Source organism: Streptococcus pseudopneumoniae (assembly GCF_001073085.1).
Classification (GTDB): domain Bacteria; phylum Bacillota; class Bacilli; order Lactobacillales; family Streptococcaceae; genus Streptococcus; species Streptococcus pseudopneumoniae_M.
On record NZ_JVFV01000007.1, the window covers coordinates 60,974 to 78,265 of the forward strand.

General features: G+C 34.7%; 18 protein-coding genes. 7 read left to right on the forward strand and 11 right to left on the reverse strand.

The annotated features are described in order from the left end of the window. Positions 1–29 precede the first annotated feature (29 nt). The 3 genes from rocS (at position 30) to ADH90_RS00545 (ending at position 2,954) form a co-directional block, all read left to right on the forward strand. Entirely contained in the window at positions 30–521 is a 492-nt protein-coding gene (gene rocS, locus ADH90_RS00535) for a chromosome segregation protein RocS (protein WP_000021254.1), read from the forward strand. 70 nt (positions 522–591) lie between these two features. Then, a complete protein-coding gene (locus ADH90_RS00540) occupies positions 592–1,182 on the forward strand; it encodes a 3'-5' exonuclease (protein WP_049529503.1) in 591 nt (196 codons plus the stop codon). A gap of 8 nt (positions 1,183–1,190) precedes the next feature. Continuing rightward, a complete protein-coding gene (locus ADH90_RS00545) occupies positions 1,191–2,954 on the forward strand; it encodes a glycerophosphoryl diester phosphodiesterase membrane domain-containing protein (RefSeq protein WP_049529504.1) in 1,764 nt (587 codons plus the stop codon). A gap of 46 nt (positions 2,955–3,000) precedes the next feature. Here the strand turns inward: ADH90_RS00545 and ADH90_RS00550 are convergent, their stop codons facing one another. From ADH90_RS00550 to ADH90_RS00600, 11 genes are all read right to left on the reverse strand, one after another. After that, positions 3,001–3,300 carry a YbaB/EbfC family nucleoid-associated protein gene (locus tag ADH90_RS00550; RefSeq protein WP_000981533.1) on the reverse strand — a complete coding sequence of 100 codons (300 nt, stop codon included), beginning with the start codon at positions 3,298–3,300 and terminating at the stop codon, positions 3,001–3,003. Between the two features lie 71 nt (positions 3,301–3,371). Further along, positions 3,372–4,523 carry a site-specific integrase gene (locus ADH90_RS00555; RefSeq protein WP_049529505.1) on the reverse strand — a complete coding sequence of 384 codons (1,152 nt, stop codon included), beginning with the start codon at positions 4,521–4,523 and terminating at the stop codon, positions 3,372–3,374. Position 4,524: 1 nt separating this feature from the next. After that, positions 4,525–4,773 (reverse strand): DUF3173 family protein, encoded by a 249-nt coding sequence (locus tag ADH90_RS00560; protein ID WP_049529506.1) that lies wholly within the window; start codon positions 4,771–4,773, stop codon positions 4,525–4,527. Further along, a complete protein-coding gene (locus ADH90_RS00565) occupies positions 4,774–5,946 on the reverse strand; it encodes a Rep family protein (protein WP_049529507.1) in 1,173 nt (390 codons plus the stop codon). Positions 5,947–6,092: 146 nt separating this feature from the next. Continuing rightward, the gene (locus ADH90_RS00570; RefSeq protein ID WP_049529508.1) at positions 6,093–6,704 is read right to left on the reverse strand and encodes a hypothetical protein; all 612 of its coding nucleotides are present in this window, start codon (positions 6,702–6,704) and stop codon (positions 6,093–6,095) included. Continuing rightward, a complete protein-coding gene (locus ADH90_RS00575; RefSeq protein WP_049529509.1) occupies positions 6,694–7,767 on the reverse strand; it encodes a type IV secretory system conjugative DNA transfer family protein in 1,074 nt (357 codons plus the stop codon). The genes ADH90_RS00570 and ADH90_RS00575 overlap by 11 nt, the downstream gene beginning before the upstream one ends. Before the next feature lie 25 nt (positions 7,768–7,792). Next, positions 7,793–8,122, reverse strand: coding sequence for a hypothetical protein (locus ADH90_RS00580; RefSeq protein ID WP_049529510.1), 330 nt, complete (start codon positions 8,120–8,122; stop codon positions 7,793–7,795). A gap of 226 nt (positions 8,123–8,348) precedes the next feature. Further along, entirely contained in the window at positions 8,349–9,425 is a 1,077-nt protein-coding gene (locus ADH90_RS00585) for a hypothetical protein (protein WP_049529511.1), read from the reverse strand. A gap of 64 nt (positions 9,426–9,489) precedes the next feature. Further along, positions 9,490–10,395 (reverse strand): hypothetical protein, encoded by a 906-nt coding sequence (locus ADH90_RS00590; RefSeq protein ID WP_049529512.1) that lies wholly within the window; start codon positions 10,393–10,395, stop codon positions 9,490–9,492. A 16-nt stretch (positions 10,396–10,411) separates the two neighbouring features. Then, a complete protein-coding gene (locus tag ADH90_RS00595) occupies positions 10,412–11,635 on the reverse strand; it encodes an LPXTG cell wall anchor domain-containing protein (RefSeq protein ID WP_049529513.1) in 1,224 nt (407 codons plus the stop codon). A gap of 163 nt (positions 11,636–11,798) precedes the next feature. After that, positions 11,799–12,404: a recombinase family protein gene (locus ADH90_RS00600; protein WP_049529514.1), complete on the reverse strand. Its 606-nt coding sequence runs from the start codon at positions 12,402–12,404 to the stop codon at positions 11,799–11,801. 416 nt (positions 12,405–12,820) lie between these two features. On the opposite strand from ADH90_RS00600, the gene efeO reads away from it, so the two are divergent. From efeO to tatC, 4 genes are all read left to right on the forward strand, one after another. Continuing rightward, the gene (gene efeO / locus ADH90_RS00605; RefSeq protein WP_049529515.1) at positions 12,821–13,693 is read left to right on the forward strand and encodes an iron uptake system protein EfeO; all 873 of its coding nucleotides are present in this window, start codon (positions 12,821–12,823) and stop codon (positions 13,691–13,693) included. Between the two features lie 5 nt (positions 13,694–13,698). Then, entirely contained in the window at positions 13,699–14,913 is a 1,215-nt protein-coding gene (gene efeB, locus ADH90_RS00610; RefSeq protein ID WP_049529516.1) for an iron uptake transporter deferrochelatase/peroxidase subunit, read from the forward strand. Beyond that, on the forward strand, positions 14,888–16,576 hold the full coding sequence (locus tag ADH90_RS00615; RefSeq protein ID WP_049529517.1) for an FTR1 family iron permease: 1,689 nt from the start codon (positions 14,888–14,890) through the stop codon (positions 16,574–16,576). Before efeB ends, ADH90_RS00615 begins: the two co-directional genes overlap by 26 nt. Beyond that, the coding region (gene tatC, locus ADH90_RS00620) for a twin-arginine translocase subunit TatC (protein WP_049529518.1) at positions 16,576–17,292 on the forward strand (717 nt) is incomplete at its 3' end. The genes ADH90_RS00615 and tatC, both read left to right, overlap by 1 nt.

Below are 17,292 nucleotides of genomic sequence, written 5' to 3' on the forward strand. Positions count from 1 at the left end.
GAAAAGCTAGAAAACTTTCAGAGGATATTATGAGTATTGAGATGACTGTTAGTGAGATTGCTGAGGTCTTGGGCTTGTCCCGCCAAGCAATCAATAACCGTGTCAAGGAATTACCTGAAGAAGATACGACTAAAAATGATAAAGGAGTCACTGTGGTAACTCGCAGTGGTTTGATTAAGCTTGAAGAAATCTACAAAAAAACTATTTTTGAAGATGAACCTGTTAGTGATGATGTGAAGCAACGTGAGTTGATGGAGATTCTTGTTGATGAAAAGAACGCTGAAATCATCCGTCTTTATGAGCAGTTAAAGGCTAAAGACAAACAGTTAGCTGAAAAAGATGAACAGATGCGTGTCAAAGACCGTCAAATCGCAGAAAAAGATAAGCAATTGGATCAACAACAACAGTTAACCCTACAAGCCATGAAGGACCAAGAAAACCTTCAGTTGGAGTTGGATCAGGCTAAGCAAGAAGTACAAGCAACGAAGAAAGGCTTCTTTGCTCGCTTATTTGGAGGATAAGAAAAAACTGCTTGGTTTCTAGGTATAACCAAGTAGTTTCTTTTTACACATACAGTAAGGAATGGAAAAGATGGAAAAATTAAGAGATTACATTTCATTTGATTTGGAATTTAATAAACACCAAGACAAAACCCACTTGATTCAGGTATCTGCAGTCCGTTTTAAAGATGGTGAAGAAGTAGGAGCATTTGACTCATATGTTCATACCGATGTACCATTGAAAAGTTTTATAAACGGCTTAACGGGTATCACGTCTGAAATCTTGAAAGATGCACCGATGGTGGAGGAAGTTCTTAAGAATTTTCAAGACTTTGTTGGTGAATTACCCCTTGTTGGATACAATGCAGCCAAGAGTGATTTACCGATTCTATTGGAACATGGTTTGGATTATAGTCGTCAATATCTAGTCGATCTCTATGATGAAGCTTTTGAGCGACGGAGTTCGGATCTTCACGGCATTGCAAATCTCAAGTTACAGACCGTGGCTGAATTTCTTGGATTCAAGGGTCAATCTCATAATAGTTTAGAGGATGCGCGAATGACTGCGCGTGTTTATGAAGCTTTTCTAGAATCTGATGAAAGTAGAATCTTACTGGACTCCAAGAGTAGTCTAAACTCTAATCCTTTCGGTGGTTTAGATTTATCTCAGCTGTTTGATTAGGAGGTTTTATGAAACCTGAAAAACCTAAAAAATTGGGTTTTAAAAAGATTTACCTAAATCTGGATAAAATCCTCTTTCTATTTTTTTTAATCTTCATGCTAGTAGATTATATTTGGTTGCCACTGAACTCATTGATAGCAGGCTTTTTACTAAGTCAGACGGGCTATTTGTTTATATCTTACAATAACATTTTTGCGATTATCAAAAATGCGCCCCTAATCAGCTTTGGTTTTTTAATCTTAATAGCAATTAACCTTTTAGTAGCTTATTTTCAAATTAGTCTCCTCTTCATTGGGGCTCGACACCTTCTCTATCATGAGAAACGAACCTTGATCGAATATAGTCGGAAGGTATTTCGTGAAAGTATAGCCTTCATGAAACGTCTGACTCTTTCCAAGGCTTTGTTTATCTTCGTTTATATCGCTATGATTTTTCCGTTTATCAGGAAGATTTTTAAAATTTATTATTTTAATAAAATAGTGATACCTGATTTTATCCAGACCTACATGGAAGACAAGTATTGGATATGGTGGCTTGGTATTATCATCTTGTCAATCCTCTTCCTATACGTTTCTGTTAAGTTGGTTTTTGTTCTACCAAAAATCTTTTTTGAAAAGATGACGGTTAAGGATGCTGTGGTCTACAGTCTAGAAAAAACCAGAAATCATTTTTGGTTTTACGCTTGGCATCTTTTTCTAATTCTTGTTAAAACGAATCTATTCTTCTATTTGCTTTTAATCCCTCTATTGTTGATACAGTCTTTAGTGGATGGTCTTACACATCGAGAATCTTTAATTCTTGCTATTTCGAACTATATATTGATTAAAAATATCCACTATATGGCTTTGACTTACTTCTTGGTTAAGTTTACCTCCTTTTTAACTGGTGAGGAGTTGGATATTATGCCAAGACGAAAGAAAGATCATATTATGAGATGGGGTGTAATGGGGTGCGCCAGTGTCTTCTTTGCGATTGAGGGTTATGTTTATCTAGAAGCACCCGTAGTCAATCCTCCACTTGTCATCTCTCACAGAGGTGTCTCAAATGGAAATGGAGTCCAAAATACAGTTGAATCCTTAGAAAAAACAGCTCAGTTAAAACCAGATTTAGTTGAGATGGATGTACAAGAAACTAAGGATGGTCAGTTTGTCATGATGCATGATGCTAACCTAAAAAGTTTAGCAGGATTAAATGTAACACCGCAAGACTTAACTTTAGATGAGTTGAAGCAATTAGATATTTATGAAAATGGTTATCAGACCAAAATATCTAGCTTTGATGATTATATAAATCGTGCCAATGACCTTCATCAGAAATTGCTGATCGAAATAAAAACAAGTCGAAAAGATAGTGCTCAAATGATGGATCATTTTCTAGATCAATATGGGGCAAAGATCAAAGTCTATGGGCATCAGATGCAATCTTTGGATTATCATGTTATTGAAAAAGTAACTCAGTATGATAAGGAAATTCCGGTCTATTTCATACTGCCCTATAATTCCGTTTTTCCAAGAACAAATGCTACAGGTTATACCATGGAATATTCTACTTTAGATGAATATTTTGTAACCAAGCTTTGGAATACAAAACAAAAACTCTATGTATGGACAATCAATAGTTCGGAATCCTTTGATAAGTCCCTACGTTTGGGAGTTGATGGTATGATAACAGATGATTTAGAAAGAATTAAAGAAGAGCTTGAGACCGCTCAGGAAGATCCTGAATATACGGACTTGCTTCTCAAGAAAGCAGCAGAAATATTTACTTTCTAGGTAAGACAAAAGAGGTTGAATTGAACATCAGCCTCTTTTTATGCTATTAGAATGGTAATTTACCAGCAAAAGCACCTAGTTTCTTTTTAGTTGCTTCATCAATTTGTTCAAGAGCAGCATTGACTGCTTGAACAGTCATATCTGATAGAGTTTCAATATCTTCTGGGTCCACAACTGCTGGATTGAAATCAATTTTTGTAACTTTCTTGTCTCCTGTTAGTGTGGCAGTTACAAGGTTTTGAGCAGAAGTGCCAACAAATTCTGTAGCAGCAAGTTCAGCCTGACTTTGCTCCATTTGTTTTTGAAGTTTTTGAGCTTGACGCATCATGTTTTGCATATTCATCATAAGATTTTTAAGATTCCTTTCGTATCAAGGCTTTGAGCCTTGTTTAATAAATTTTTTTGCCATTTTTTGCCCTAGAAGTTGTCAAAAGCATTGGCGACTTCTTTTTGTTGAGTTGGGAATAAATGCGAGTAGATGTTGATAGTTGTATTGATGCTACTATGTCCAAGTCGTTTCATAAGTGTAAAAAATATATAATCTTTTCCCTCACCGTTTCTGAGTCCTTTTGAAACTAGAAACGCTGCATGTGAATGTCGGAAATCGTGATTACGAATCATTTTTAATGATGCAGGCATTCTTTTTTTCAATTTAATCTTTTGATTAGAAACCATTGGAGCAGTAAGTTGTAAAGGATTGTCTTGAAAGATTTGTAAGTCTTCTGTATTGTCCGTAAACTCTGCTAATAGGTGAGCTTGTTTTTCTTTCCATTCCGTTAGTTCTTGAACGAATGCCTTATGAATGTAAATTCGACGATTGGATTGGGTAGTTTTTACTGTTCCGATATGGACCTTGTTATTACGAAAGTAAGCTGAATACTTGATATCGATATAACCCTCTGATAAATTAATCTGTTTCCAAGTTAAGGCCAATGCTTCGCCGACTCGAACACCTGTAAACATTAGCACTCGATAAAATAGCTGAAACATGTATTCATCTTTTGTGAACAGAGAATCAAATAGCTTGAATTCTTCAGGAGTGAAATAAGACATCTCCTTGTGTTTATCAGGAAGTTTTCTTAGTCCATTGCATGGATTATCTTGTCTAAGACGATTAGCAACAGCAACATCAAACATTTTATGCAGAAAAATCATTTGCTGATTAACAGTCGTACTTGATAGTGTTCCACCTTTAACACTTGGTTGTTTTACCAACCAATCTCTAAATTTTTTTACTTCATGGATAGTAATGGCAGACATATCTGCATGCTCAAAAAACTTAGAGACATATTGGTTATAGTAGGATATCTGTGTATCAATGGTGCCACGTTTATTCCCACGGAGTTCATCTTCTTGTTGAACTAAAGAGTAAAGGTGAGAGACAGATATTTTATCTTTAATCTGAACTTGGTGAAGTTTGTTTAAGCGATAATCTGCCTCATATTGAACAGCTTCTTTACGAGTGGGAAATCCTGACTTTCTATGTCGTTTGATTTCACCAGTCAATGGGTCTATGCCATCGGTAATATCTACTTTCCATTTTCCCTTGTATCCTTTGAGAACTGACATATCATTTTCCTCTTTCTATGTCAGTAGCTAAGAGTACAGTATCTATTATATCATTTTTTGAGATGATTTTGAATCCAAGAATTTCTTCTGCAATAGTCTTTGGTATTCTTCCAATTCTTTTGTTTTTATAAAGTTTGAAACCTCTTTCGACAAGTAATTTTTTACCCTCTCGTATAATACGTCTAGCCGTGCCTTCTGGATATCCTTGATTTGCGATATCTATGTAGGTAACTGTTTGAATTTCTTGCATTTATTCATTCCTTTCCTTTTTCTTATTCAATTCTAAAAATAACTGGTACGACTTGTCTTGAATAGTTTCTTCTGTATCAGTTTGATTTTTAAATGGGTTTGGTAATTTATTGGCATGGTCTATATAAAACATCTGGTCTATTGGTTCGTATTTGTAAAATTGCAGATATTCTTTTTTGACTTCGACTACCAAGGATAATCTTCGCATTAGCTGGCCCCAAGAATCGATATGACTTGTTTTTCTTTTCTTAGTTAATTCTAAAAAGAAATCGTAGGGGGAGTAGGGGCTAGTGATGATATAAATATTGGCTAGTAACGGTTTATCAAAATAACGACTACTTGCCATCGCTTTAACATTGTAAGGGTCAAACATTTTGAGTAAGTCTGAGTAGTCAAATTGATGCGGGCGTAATTCGTCTAAGATAATCACGTGTTCTAAATTGTATTGTTGAAAAGGGTCACGGATTGAGCCCGTAATAAAATAGTTAAGGTCATACTGTTCTGCGTATTGACGTGCTAGACGAGTCTTCCCTGTTCCCGCTTTTCCAAAAAGCCAAATAATCGTAACAATTTCATTCTTGTCAATCATTTCTTGTCGCCATAGTTCAGCTTGTGTTTCTAGTCGTTTTAAATAGACGGTTTCTATTTTTTGCCTTGCTTTGGCATATTGTGAACCAGTAAGTCGTTGTTCAATTTCTGATTTTGTAATATCACCAGTATAAAGTAGATCCAGTAGATTATCTATAATCATAGTGTCATTTATTTCATATCGTTTGGTTACATTTTTTTCGATAGTGTCTAATAGGAGTAAATAGTCAAAATTCGCAATAACTTCTTTAGGAGGATATTGGTATTTATCTTGATTAGACTCCGTGTGATGAACGAGATATGAATAAGCATTGTTTACTGAACCCCTCCATTGCTCAAAACACTGTATTGGTTGTTTAGTCAACTTAGCAAGATTATTTAAACTTCTAGCACTTTCAAACTGTAGAACAAGGTGTATATGTGGTGCGACAAGGTTTCCATCTTGCCCAATATCCTTATCATGTAAAATTCCTGCAAAACGAATCGGTTTCAGAGTATTCGTCATATACTCGATGATATCTTGTAAATTTGAAGATTGGAAATACTCAATCTGTTGGACAAACATAATGTTTCGGGCTTTTACCATTTTGAACTCCTCTCTTTTTTGGAACAATGGAACAAAATTATACTGCTTCAATAACAAGCCCTGAAGCAGTATAATAAAGCTCCTAAATGAATTGAAACAAAACCACCAGCTTGGAGCTCTTGCCTTACGGCAAGCTCCGCTGGTATTTATTGTAGTCTTTGACTACCACGTTTAGATATATATTTTTTCGGATTTTTCTCTACGTTAGAAAATGTATATTGATCAGAAAATTCTGCCGTGATATCAGTTTCTGCACTAAAGAATCTTTTTTTAACAGCCTCTTTCATTTCATGAGTAGAGGGCAAAGGTATTAAAATTTCAATATTCCTACCGGTAGAAGTAACAATTAATCTATTAAAATAACTTTGGATGTCTTCTTCAAATGCTTTCTCTTCCTCTGAAACGTACTTCTTGTGAAAGTAATTTTTTAAAAAATGTGTTTTATATAGTGAGTCAAAGAGCCACCGTATTGTACTTCCTAATCTGCGCCACATACTAAAAATATAAAGAGATAAAATGATGAATGTGAATATTAAAATTATCATGACAATGACGCTGAAATTTGATAATGTTTGTGATAATTGGGAGATAGGCACAGTATCAAATGATATCCATTTAAAATCTATATACCTTGGTAAAGTTGTCAATATATTAGTAACTTTCCACATTAGCAAATTTACAATAAATATTATGAATAAGAGTATTTGAATATATGTGAGTTTAACTAGATTACGAAATTTTGTTAAATTAGTATTCATTTTTTGAAATCTCCTTATAGTTTGGTGTGAGAATAGGTTGGACATTACTGTTGTATTTACTATTAGTAAATTGGAATATGCCGGAACCTATTTCGTGAGGCAAAACGATGTCTTCGGTATTACTTATAGATTCAAACAAAAATTGTGTTGTTTTAAAAGAAATATGTCCAAGTTGAAAGGCTAGAGAAATTTGGTCCCTAGCACAGGTGCTAATAGCAGTTGCGTCGAATCTTTGTGAACATAGGCAAAGATGAACCTTAGCGCTTCGTCCTAGTAATGCAATTTGATTTATTAGGTTGTGGAAAGATTCTTTTACAGGTTTGCTCGCAATTGATGATATAGCAAGAACTTCATCTATGAAAATAGTTAGATGTCTCAATTCTGTATTAGGATTCTCGTAGAGAAGAGCTTGTCTATCTAATATAGTTTGTACGGTATTTCCTAAAATTTCATTTATTTGATTTACAAAATCATTATGAGTTCGATTTGATGTAGGATAAATCGCTGGAATTCCATGATTTCGTGCAAATATAGCAGGTTTATCCTGTTTGGGGTCAATTATTATGACATCTGACATTTTTTTAATAATATGTAACAAGTAGCACATGAAATATGATTTCCCAGAACCGCTATTTCCGCTTATTGCGATATGTGTTACATCGTTAAAATCTATAGTGACATTTGGCATAAGAGGGATGATTGTATCATTATTTTTTGATAAAAAACTTTCAATATCATCAATTTCAAGTCGTTGGACAGTCCCCTTTTGCCATGGGAAAAATAGTCCACGCTGTGTATGAATATCACTAGTTTCTAGAGGGATTAAGTTCATCCCTGATTGTTTTAAAAGTGTGTAGTTGGGGTATAAGAGTACGCTTAATATCTCATAGATTTTTTCAAATAAAGATTTATTGATTATGAATGTGGCTGGCAAGCGTGGAATTATGGTAATTCCACTATCACCAGAAACTACTGAAAATGCATTTGAATAACTGGATTCTTGTAAACCTAATGAAAGATCAAGGGCTTGAGTACAAAGTCGATTTATTTCTTCGAATTTCATTTGATATTCTCCTTTAGCATGTAAATTATTTTTCATTAATGACGGTAGCCTTTTTAGCTCTAAATTTGGTTTCATTTTTCCAATCACAGGCTTCTGCACCGATGATTTCAATGCGGTCGAACTGTTTAAGATTTTGGTCTGATGTAAAACGTAATTCAAAAGGCATGAAACCTTCAAAAACTACTAAGTAGATAAATGTGCCGATTTCGTCCGTCTTTTCATTATTTTTATAGACATTAACAGTTCTTGGTTCAGGAGAAATTACCATGCCTGTTGTCTCATCTCCAAACCATTGTTTGAAATACTCAGAATTATACTTTGAGTTAGAGTTTGATTTTTTATAGAAATTCATCATTTTTAGATTCCTCATCAGCTATCTAGAATTTTGCTGATTTTTTCTTTTAAATTCTCATAAACGTAAGGCCTTAACGTTTATATAATCATTTTATATTCTTGCAATCAAAATGTATTTATATATTTAGAAAGTATATTTTTATACTTTTGAAAATATAAAAAGACAGCCACAAAATTGGACTGTCTTAGATTATTTTTGAGAATTACTATCATCTTCTTTATCTACTTCAATAAGTTGTTTTTTCTAGAATCTTTCCGAAATTAAGAAAGTGTAATATATGCAGATTTAACTCAACAGGAGTATGAATGTTGTTATCTCGGTTATCTGCATAGAACATTTGAAGCTGTTTTATATCTTCCTCCAATTTTTCCTTATCATAATAACCAAGATTATGATTGTTATTATTAAAGGAGATTTTATTTCCCTCTTTTGTTGCTTTCTGCAGAAATAAGATGAACTGCTCATCATTTAATGTTTGATCTAGAAAGTCTAAAAATAACGAAGATGAAAATAAGTTGATAAAGTATTTATTATTAATTTTAGAGAGTATACTACCTTTACATTCCTCATTAATTTTTTTATCGATAGTCTTATTATAAAATTCAAGGAGAGCAGTTCTATTAGTATCGATAAAAGTATTGAAAGAATCTACAAAAATTTGGTAATTATACTTACTACTGGACAAATAATCGAATAAGAATTTTGTATCTAATTTATTTGAAAAGAAGAATCTAGCAAAGTCAATAGAAAATTCTAGAGAATCATTATAGTGATGTTTAAATGCCTCTAAGTAAAAATCTATTTTCTTTTCATCATTAATAGCTAGTATGATATTTAGAAGTAGCTTATTGGACGCACGCCTCAAAATTTCATCATTGTTTAATGAATCTTTAAAAAGTTTTCTGTTGAGTTCGTTACTAAAAAAATCGTCACCAGAGAAATTATCCATGTAAGGATTAATATCTGAGTCGTTGAACAAAATTAAAAGAAATGAAAATTTGATGAAATTGATAATTTCGCTATCTGAACCGAAAATTAATTCTTGAGATGTCAGATTGAACTCTTTTGAAAATAAATTAAATTGTTTTTGAGACATGAGGTAAGGGCTATTTACGGTCTTTCCTCTGATGATATTAGATAATGCGGAATTGGTTATAGGTAAATCTGAATACTCTCTTTTATTCTTCTTTTTGTCATCGTCATCTAATTTTTTCAAGAATTCTGTTTTAGTTTTGTATAATTCATCAATTTTTTTCTCAAGACGTGACCCTATCATGACGTATAGATATTTAGTAAAATCCATGATTTCCTCCATATTTAAGAGAATCGTAAACAAGTATTTTTGTAGTTGATTTTATAATTTGATATTATTCTACTATAACATTCTTCACTTTAGTTTTTGGGCTATCTAGTTTATAGATGATATTTTTATCCGTTCTAACTGCGATTGTATTTTGGTTGTCTTTGTTAACACCAATATTAAATGTAGAATCATAAATGTCCATAGAATAGAAGCGAATGATGCCAAATCCATTCTTATCTATTGTAGGGAAAAAACTTTGTAGGGGATTTGAAAATGAAATATTTTTAGGATTTTTGTTATACAATTTAGAAGAAAAGGTGAAGTATTCAATAGCAGTCTGATTACCACTATCATCAGTTTTCAAATTAATAGAATACACACTAGAAGTTGGTTGCGATACATCATCTAGATTAGTGGAGTTTTTCAAGGTTGTGATTATTTTTTTATAATTTTCTATTCTTTTTTCGTGTTCTTCGACAGTTCCGTTTGCTATCCCTGTTGCACTTTTTGAATATTTTGCTACATTTTCATTATATTTATCAATCTCGTTTTGATTAATATCTATTTGGGTTTGTATATTTTCTATAATTTCTTTATGATACCCTGATATGTTTTGTTTATGTAACTTTGTAGCCTTTTCTATAACTTCTTTATCACTTAGTTTGCTAGCTTCTCCCAAAGTTAAGCGTTCGCTATCGTTGGGTCCGTATAAATCGTATGTTGTGATTTTATCGTCTTTAGCTACTAGAAGGTAATTAATTTTAATATCTTTTGAGATTGATTTAGAGCTCTCTAATTGATAGATGATAGTTTCATTCTTCGATAGATAATCAGCAAATTCAGGATTTTGATTAGTGACGTTTGTTTTCATTGAACTATTACTACCTTTTGAAGAAGTAGTTGTAGAACTGCAAGAAGCAAGAACTATTCCTGAGAGTAAGAGTATTGCCAAAGTGAGTTTACGTTTCATAGAATTTGTTACCTCCTTACCCACGTTTACGTTTTACGATAAATCCTAGTCCAGTTATTGAAAGGACAGTACCGATAATGCCAAGAATAGATCTTGATTCACCTGTGTTTGGTAATGTCTTTTTGTCATTATTTTTATTGTCATCTGGTTTAGTAGTAGAAGTGCTAGTAGTTTGTTGTTTTTCTTGTGATAGTGTATTATCAGAATTTTGTTTGCCTGTCTTTGTATCACTAGTTTTATTAGTGCTTAATTCATTTTTATCTTGCTTGCCAATGTTATTATTAGTATTTTGTTTATTTTTGGCGTTGCTTGGCTGTTGATTGTTATTAACGTTGTTTGTTGTCTGGTCTGATTTAGGTTTAGTAGTACTATCTTTTGGTTTTTCAGGTTGAGTAGTAGTTGTTGCGTTACCCTCTCCTGTTAATGTAACCTCTGTGCTAAAGACAAAATGGCGTTTTCTTTTATCAGTATTTTGTCCGTAAGTTGGTCCTGTAGTCCCTTCAACTGTTAGAACGTAGTTCCCTGGGGTAAGAGATGGCTCAAAAATAGTCCCTTCAAGGAGGTTAGAATAATACAAAGCATTCGACCCTTTTAATTCTTCAGACAGACCTTCTAATACAACACCAGTTTTAGCAACTTCTTTCCCTGTTACCTTCTCAGTTAAAGTTGCTTGAATGTTTGGAAGAATTGGGCCAGCATGGGGAGCCGCTTCAGGTAATTTCGCTTTAAATGTTAATCCTGTAGAGGTTGTTTTTATCTCAGTAAATTTAAATTTACCAGTAATTTCCTTGATGTCATTAGAAATTTTCCCTGCATCTACTGGTTTAGCCGGAGTAACAGGTTTCACCTCTTCCGTAGGTTTTGCCGGAGTAACAGGTTTCACCTCTTCTACATGTTTAGCAGTCGTAAATGCTTTAGCAATCTTTTCAGCAACTGCGTCTGGCGAATGTTTAGACAATGATACACTATCTAAAATCGCATAAGCTTCATAATGTTTCAAATCTTCTGTCGGATTGACTCCGCCTCGATAATCTCCATACTCTGCAAGATATTTGTCTTTGACGTTATTAAGAGCTTTATCAGCTTCCTCGTAAGTTGCATAAGGATCAGAAATAATCTCGATCAGATCACGATCTTTATCTTTGATGATTTGAGCGTCTGCATGAACAACATTGACACCGATTGCAGCGGTTGCAAGGATTGCAGTAGCGAAAAGTTTAATTGTTGATTTTGTCCTCATTAAAAGAGACCTCCTATTATTTTTGAAGCAATCCCTTGTCCAATAATGTAGACTTTTATGGACAAAATTGATAGAATAAATATCGAAGATATAATCCATCAAAGTACTAAATTTTCCATTATTTTAGATTGAAAATAGTGAAATATTAGTTGTCCAAAATTTCCTACCTTTTTTGACAAAAACTATAGTTTTTTAGCCAATTATGAAAAGTACTTTTTGAAACTCCTAAGATTTCTGCTCCTTCACGAACAGTTATTGCTTTTTGACTATGTTTTTCAGCTAATTCATAAAATTTTTCTGGAATATTTATCTTAGGTCTTCCGAATTGTTTGCCCCTTTTTTGAGCTTCTCGAATTCCTTCCAGTTGTCTTTGCTTGATTTGTTCTCTTTCCATTTGCGACACATAGGATAGAACTTGTAAAACCAAATCAGAAATTAGTTTGCCAGTGATTGTATCGCTGGTATTTTTAGTATTTAAGAGTGGAAAATCTAAAACACTGATATGTACCTTTTTTATCTTGGTGAGTAATTGCCATTGTTCTAAAATATCATCGTAGTTTCGCCCTAGTCTATCAATTGATTTGATGACTATCTCATCATCTGTTTGTAGGACTTTTAGCAATTTTTGGTATTCCGCCCTGTCAAAATTTTTTCCAGAGGCCCTATCTATAAAAATTTGACTTTTGGGGATATTTTCTAATGACAAAGCAGACATTTGTCTATCGATATTTTGCTCCTTAGTTGATACTCGTACATAACCATAACGCATAAGGTTACCACCTATCTTTTTATCTCTATTTTAGACAAAAAGAAAACTACCGCCCATAATGAGTGGTAGTTTGGTGTACTCTTTGCTACTGTATTTTTTGCCAAGATTTTGTCTTGGATGCGTGAATAGTAGTGTTGGATAAAAAATCCTAAGGACTTAAAATCCTTTTAAATCAACCTTTTTGATGTATACAAAAATTAAAAACAGTATGTTCAATTTTTGCATATTCATCATGGTGGTATATAGCTTCCTTTTCTTTTATTTTCCCTATTATTTTAACAATTTTAACTAGAAAAGTCTATTCTAATTTTAAAAGGAGCAAACATTAAATTTTCTGACAATTCATTGAATAATTAGAAAAACTATGATATAATTTATTAAAAAATGGGATTCCCATGATTTAATAGGAGCGTTATATGAAAAAACTTGGTTTTATCCTTTTATCTTCGACTTTGTTGTTATCAGCTTGTGCAGTTCGTTTTGAACAATCGTCAACTACAAGTGATTCCTCTCAGATTACAAAATTGTCAGAAGATAACCAAAAACTATTGGATAAGGCAACTAGCGACTACAAAACATTTGTTGAAGAACAGATTGATAAACTATTGACGGATACAGAAGGTTTTGTTCAACTATTGAAGGATGGTAAGTTAGAGGAAGCTAAAAAGGCATACCCTTTAATCCGTATGTCTTATGAACGTTCAGAACCGATTGCAGAGAGCTTCGGAGAATCTGATGTGAAGATTGATTTTCGATTAGCAGACTATCTAGATGAAAATAAGACTGAAGAAGGTTGGTCAGGTTTTCACCGTATTGAGCGCATCCTTTGGGAAGAAAACACAACTAAAGGAACTGAGTCTTATGGTGACCAACTGGTAAATGATATCAAGGAATTGAAGGCTAAGATTGCAACTGTAGATGTTGATTACAAGATTATGCTAACTGGTGCTGTTGACCTTCTAAATGAAGTAGCGACAAGTAAGATTACTGGTGAAGAGGAGATTTATTCTCATACAGATTTGTATGATTTCCGAGCAAATATCCAAGGTGCTGAAAAGATTTTCCAACTCTTTAAACCCTTGCTTGAAAAATCAGATGCGGCCTTGGTCAAGGAGTTAGAGGAAGATTTCAAATCTGTCAATAGTTTGTTAGACAAACACATGACGGACAAGGAACACTATAAGCTCTATACAGACTTAACGAAAGAGGATACCAAGGAATTGTCTGAAGCAGTCACAAAACTTGGTGAACCATTATCACAAATGGGGAAATTTCTTGGTGGAGAATAAGTAATATGACAAACAAAGGCGAAAAATTTTTTGAACAAAAAATGGACCGTCGAGAATTTCTAAAAAAAGCAGGTATCGGAGGGGCTGGTCTCGCACTTGGACTCTCTGGTGCTTCTGCTTTTTTCGCACCTAAGCTTGATGGTCAGGAGAAAATCTCGTACGGGGATGAAAAGATAGCCTTCTATGGCAAACACCAAGCTGGCATTACAACTGTCATGCAGAAAAACATTTATTTTGTGGTTTTAGATTTGCATACAACTGACAAAGAGAAAATCATCCAGTTATTTAAAGATTGGACGGATTATAGTGCCAAACTTGTAGAAGGAGAATTGGTTAAAAAAGATGGTAACAATAGCCTCTTACCTCCAAGTGATACTGGAGAAACAGTTGGGCTTAATCCTCATCGTTTGACCTTGACCTTTGGAGTTTCGGCTAGTTTCCTAGAAAAGATGAAACTAGAGAACAAACGTCCAACACTCTTTAGAGATTTGCCTCCTTTTCCAAAGGAACAATTACGAGAAAAGTACACGGGTGGAGATATTGTCATTCAAGCTTGTGCAGATGACGAGCAAGTTGCCTTTCATGCTGTTCGTAACCTTATCCGAAAAGGAAGAAATGCAGTTACTCTTCGTTGGAGTCAATCAGGTTTTGCAGCTATCGGTAATCGTATGGAAACTCCTCGGAATCTCTTTGGCTTTAAAGACGGGACTGCTAATGTCACTACTGAGAAAGAATTTGATCAGGTTGTTTGGGCTGACAGTAAGGATTGGATGGAAAATGGTTCCTACATGGCAGTTCGTCGCATCCAGATGTTCCTTGATACTTGGGACCGAACAAATCTGGAGGAGCAAGAAAATACCTTTGGGCGCTATAAGGAAAGTGGAGCTCCTTTTGGTAAGAAAAACGAATTTGATGAGGTGGACTTGAGTCTTCTTCCTGACGATTCTCATGTTCGCTTAGCAAAAGAAGTAGATAAACCTCTCCTACGTCGCTCTTATTCTTATTCTGATGGCATAGATGAAAAGACTGGTCAGTTTGATACTGGTTTGCTCTTTATCTCCTTCCAAAAGGACCCAGATAGCTTTGTTAAAGTTCAGACCAATCTTGGTGCTACGGATAAAATGAATGAGTACGTTACCCATATAGGCAGTGGTCTTTTTGCCTGCTTTGGTGGAGTAGAGAAGGGAGGTTACATTGGGCAGAAATTATTGGAATCCTAAAAGTATTATCCTCCTATTTGCTTGTTTCTTCCTGTTGATTTTTCCGGTAGGAGCTAAGGAAAATTTGAGTCCCTACTTTGTGAAAATAACTGATGCAACTAAAGCTGTTAAAGAAGATAAACAAGATCAGGCAAGAAAACTAATCGATGAAATGACCAAAGACTTCGAGAAAGTCGAGAATTCTGACTCTGAAGCTGGACGTAAACTTCAAGAAAAGTTAGCCTTAACTGGTGATATTACCGAAGACCAGCTAACTCAGATTTCTTTAGCCCTTTTGACATTCGAGAAAGAGCAAAATCCAGTCGACCTTGATGCAGAAAAAGAGAAACTTGTTTCACGATTAGAACCTCGTTTTGAAGCCTTAGACAAGGCAATCGCTTCTCAAGATCTGGAAGCAGTAAGAGAAGCCTATAAAAAAATGAATTCAACCTGGACCATCAATGAAGCAGTGGTTCGCGACCATAGTACAGCTCATTATGGGCAAGTAGAAACAGCAATTTCCTTTTTGCGTAGTAGCATTGAGATTGAACCAACTAACTTTGATACTATTCAGGCATCGTTTGATGATTTGAAAAAAGCCATTTCTAACTTTGTTGAAGGTACAGAAATAGCGACTACATCTTCGAATCTGACCCTAAAGGATGGGATAGAACTTTTAAAGAAGGCTTTGACCCAATTTCAAGCTGGTCAAGATAGTGAAGCAGCTGCAACCATGAAGGAGTTTATTACTATTTGGCCCACCATCGAGGGTTCTGTAAGTACAACCAATCCTTCGCTTTATACCAAGGTTGAAAGTGAAAGTCCTGTCATCATGGTTAAGGGAAAGGAAAGTGAATATCAAGAAAAGCTTTCTAGCTTGATTGCAGAGCTATCTCAAATTGATACTAGCGCTTCCTATAATGCATTTGACGCCATGCTCATCTTGCTCCGAGAAGGTATAGAAGCCCTCTTGATTGTCATGGCGCTTGTGACAACTTTGAAAGCGGCCAAGATGAGAAAGGGCCTCAAGTGGGTCTATGGTGGTGCATTTGCGGGTATAGTGGCCAGTCTTTTAATTGCCTATATCCTACAGATTGCCTTTCCAGCAGTCACCTCAGGAACTAACCGTGAAATCATCGAAGGTGCAGTCGGGATTTTTGCGGTTATCATGATGATTTTAATCGGTATTTGGCTGCATAGCAAATCCTCTGTTAAAAAATGGAATGCTTTTATGGAATCGCAGATGCAAACTGTCACGAAAACAGGATCGTTCCTTTCTATGTTTGCTCTGAGTTTTCTAGCCGTATTTCGTGAAGGTGCTGAGACGATTTTATTCTATGTGGGGATTCTGCCAAGGATTTCTAGTTTTGATTTTGTCCTAGGAATTTCTCTAGCCCTCTTAGTCTTAATCGTGATTGCTTTTGTGATGAACAAGGCCAGTCAATTTTTCCTGCCTCATAAGGTTTTCTTTATCCTGACTTGGATGATTTATGCCTTAGCCTTTAAGATGACGGGAGTCAGTATCCATGCCTTACAGTTGACAAATATGATTCCAAACCATCTGATCTCAGGAATACCAAGTATTGATATATTGGGAATTTACCCTAGTTGGGAAGGGTTAGCAGGTCAGACTATCTTTATCCTCGTAGTTTTTCTAATTACCATTAGACAGGGTGAAAAATGATGGATCAAAAGGAATTGACAATTATTGAACATTTGGTAGAATTTAGAAAGAGATTGCTAGCAGTAGTTGTTTGCTTCTTTCTAGTTTTCTGCGTTTCACTATTATTTGCCGATCAGGTTTATCAATTTATCACACAAGGCTTTAGTCAGAAGTTGATCGTCTTAGGACCGAACGATATTTTATGGATTTATCTCCGTTTAGCAAGTTTGATGGCCTTTAGCCTTACCTTACCTTTTACGGTCTATCAAGTCTGGAGTTTCGTTCGACCAGCCCTTAAAACTGAAGAAGCAGGGGCGATTTTTGCTTATATACCTGCAACTTTCCTTTGTTTTATCTTAGGATTAGCCTTTGGCTTTTATTTTGTCACACCAGCTATACTTCAGGTCTTGCTAGGACTGGGTGAAAACTTATTTGAAACGCAACTGACAGCACAAAATTATCTAGCTTTTGTCTTTCAAACTACTGTACCACTAGCATTTATCTTTGAATTGCCAGTTATCATTGCTTTTTTTACCTCAATTGGTTTGATTGGACCTGTCTTACTCATTACTTATAGACGTCATGCCTACTTCATCTTATTGGTATTGGCTGTTATATTGACACCTGCTGATTTTATTAGCGATTTAGCGATGACTGTTCCTTTAATCTTATTGTATGAGGTTAGTATCGCTATTAGTAAATGGATGATTAAGAGAAAAAGGAAAGGAGAAAAAGAT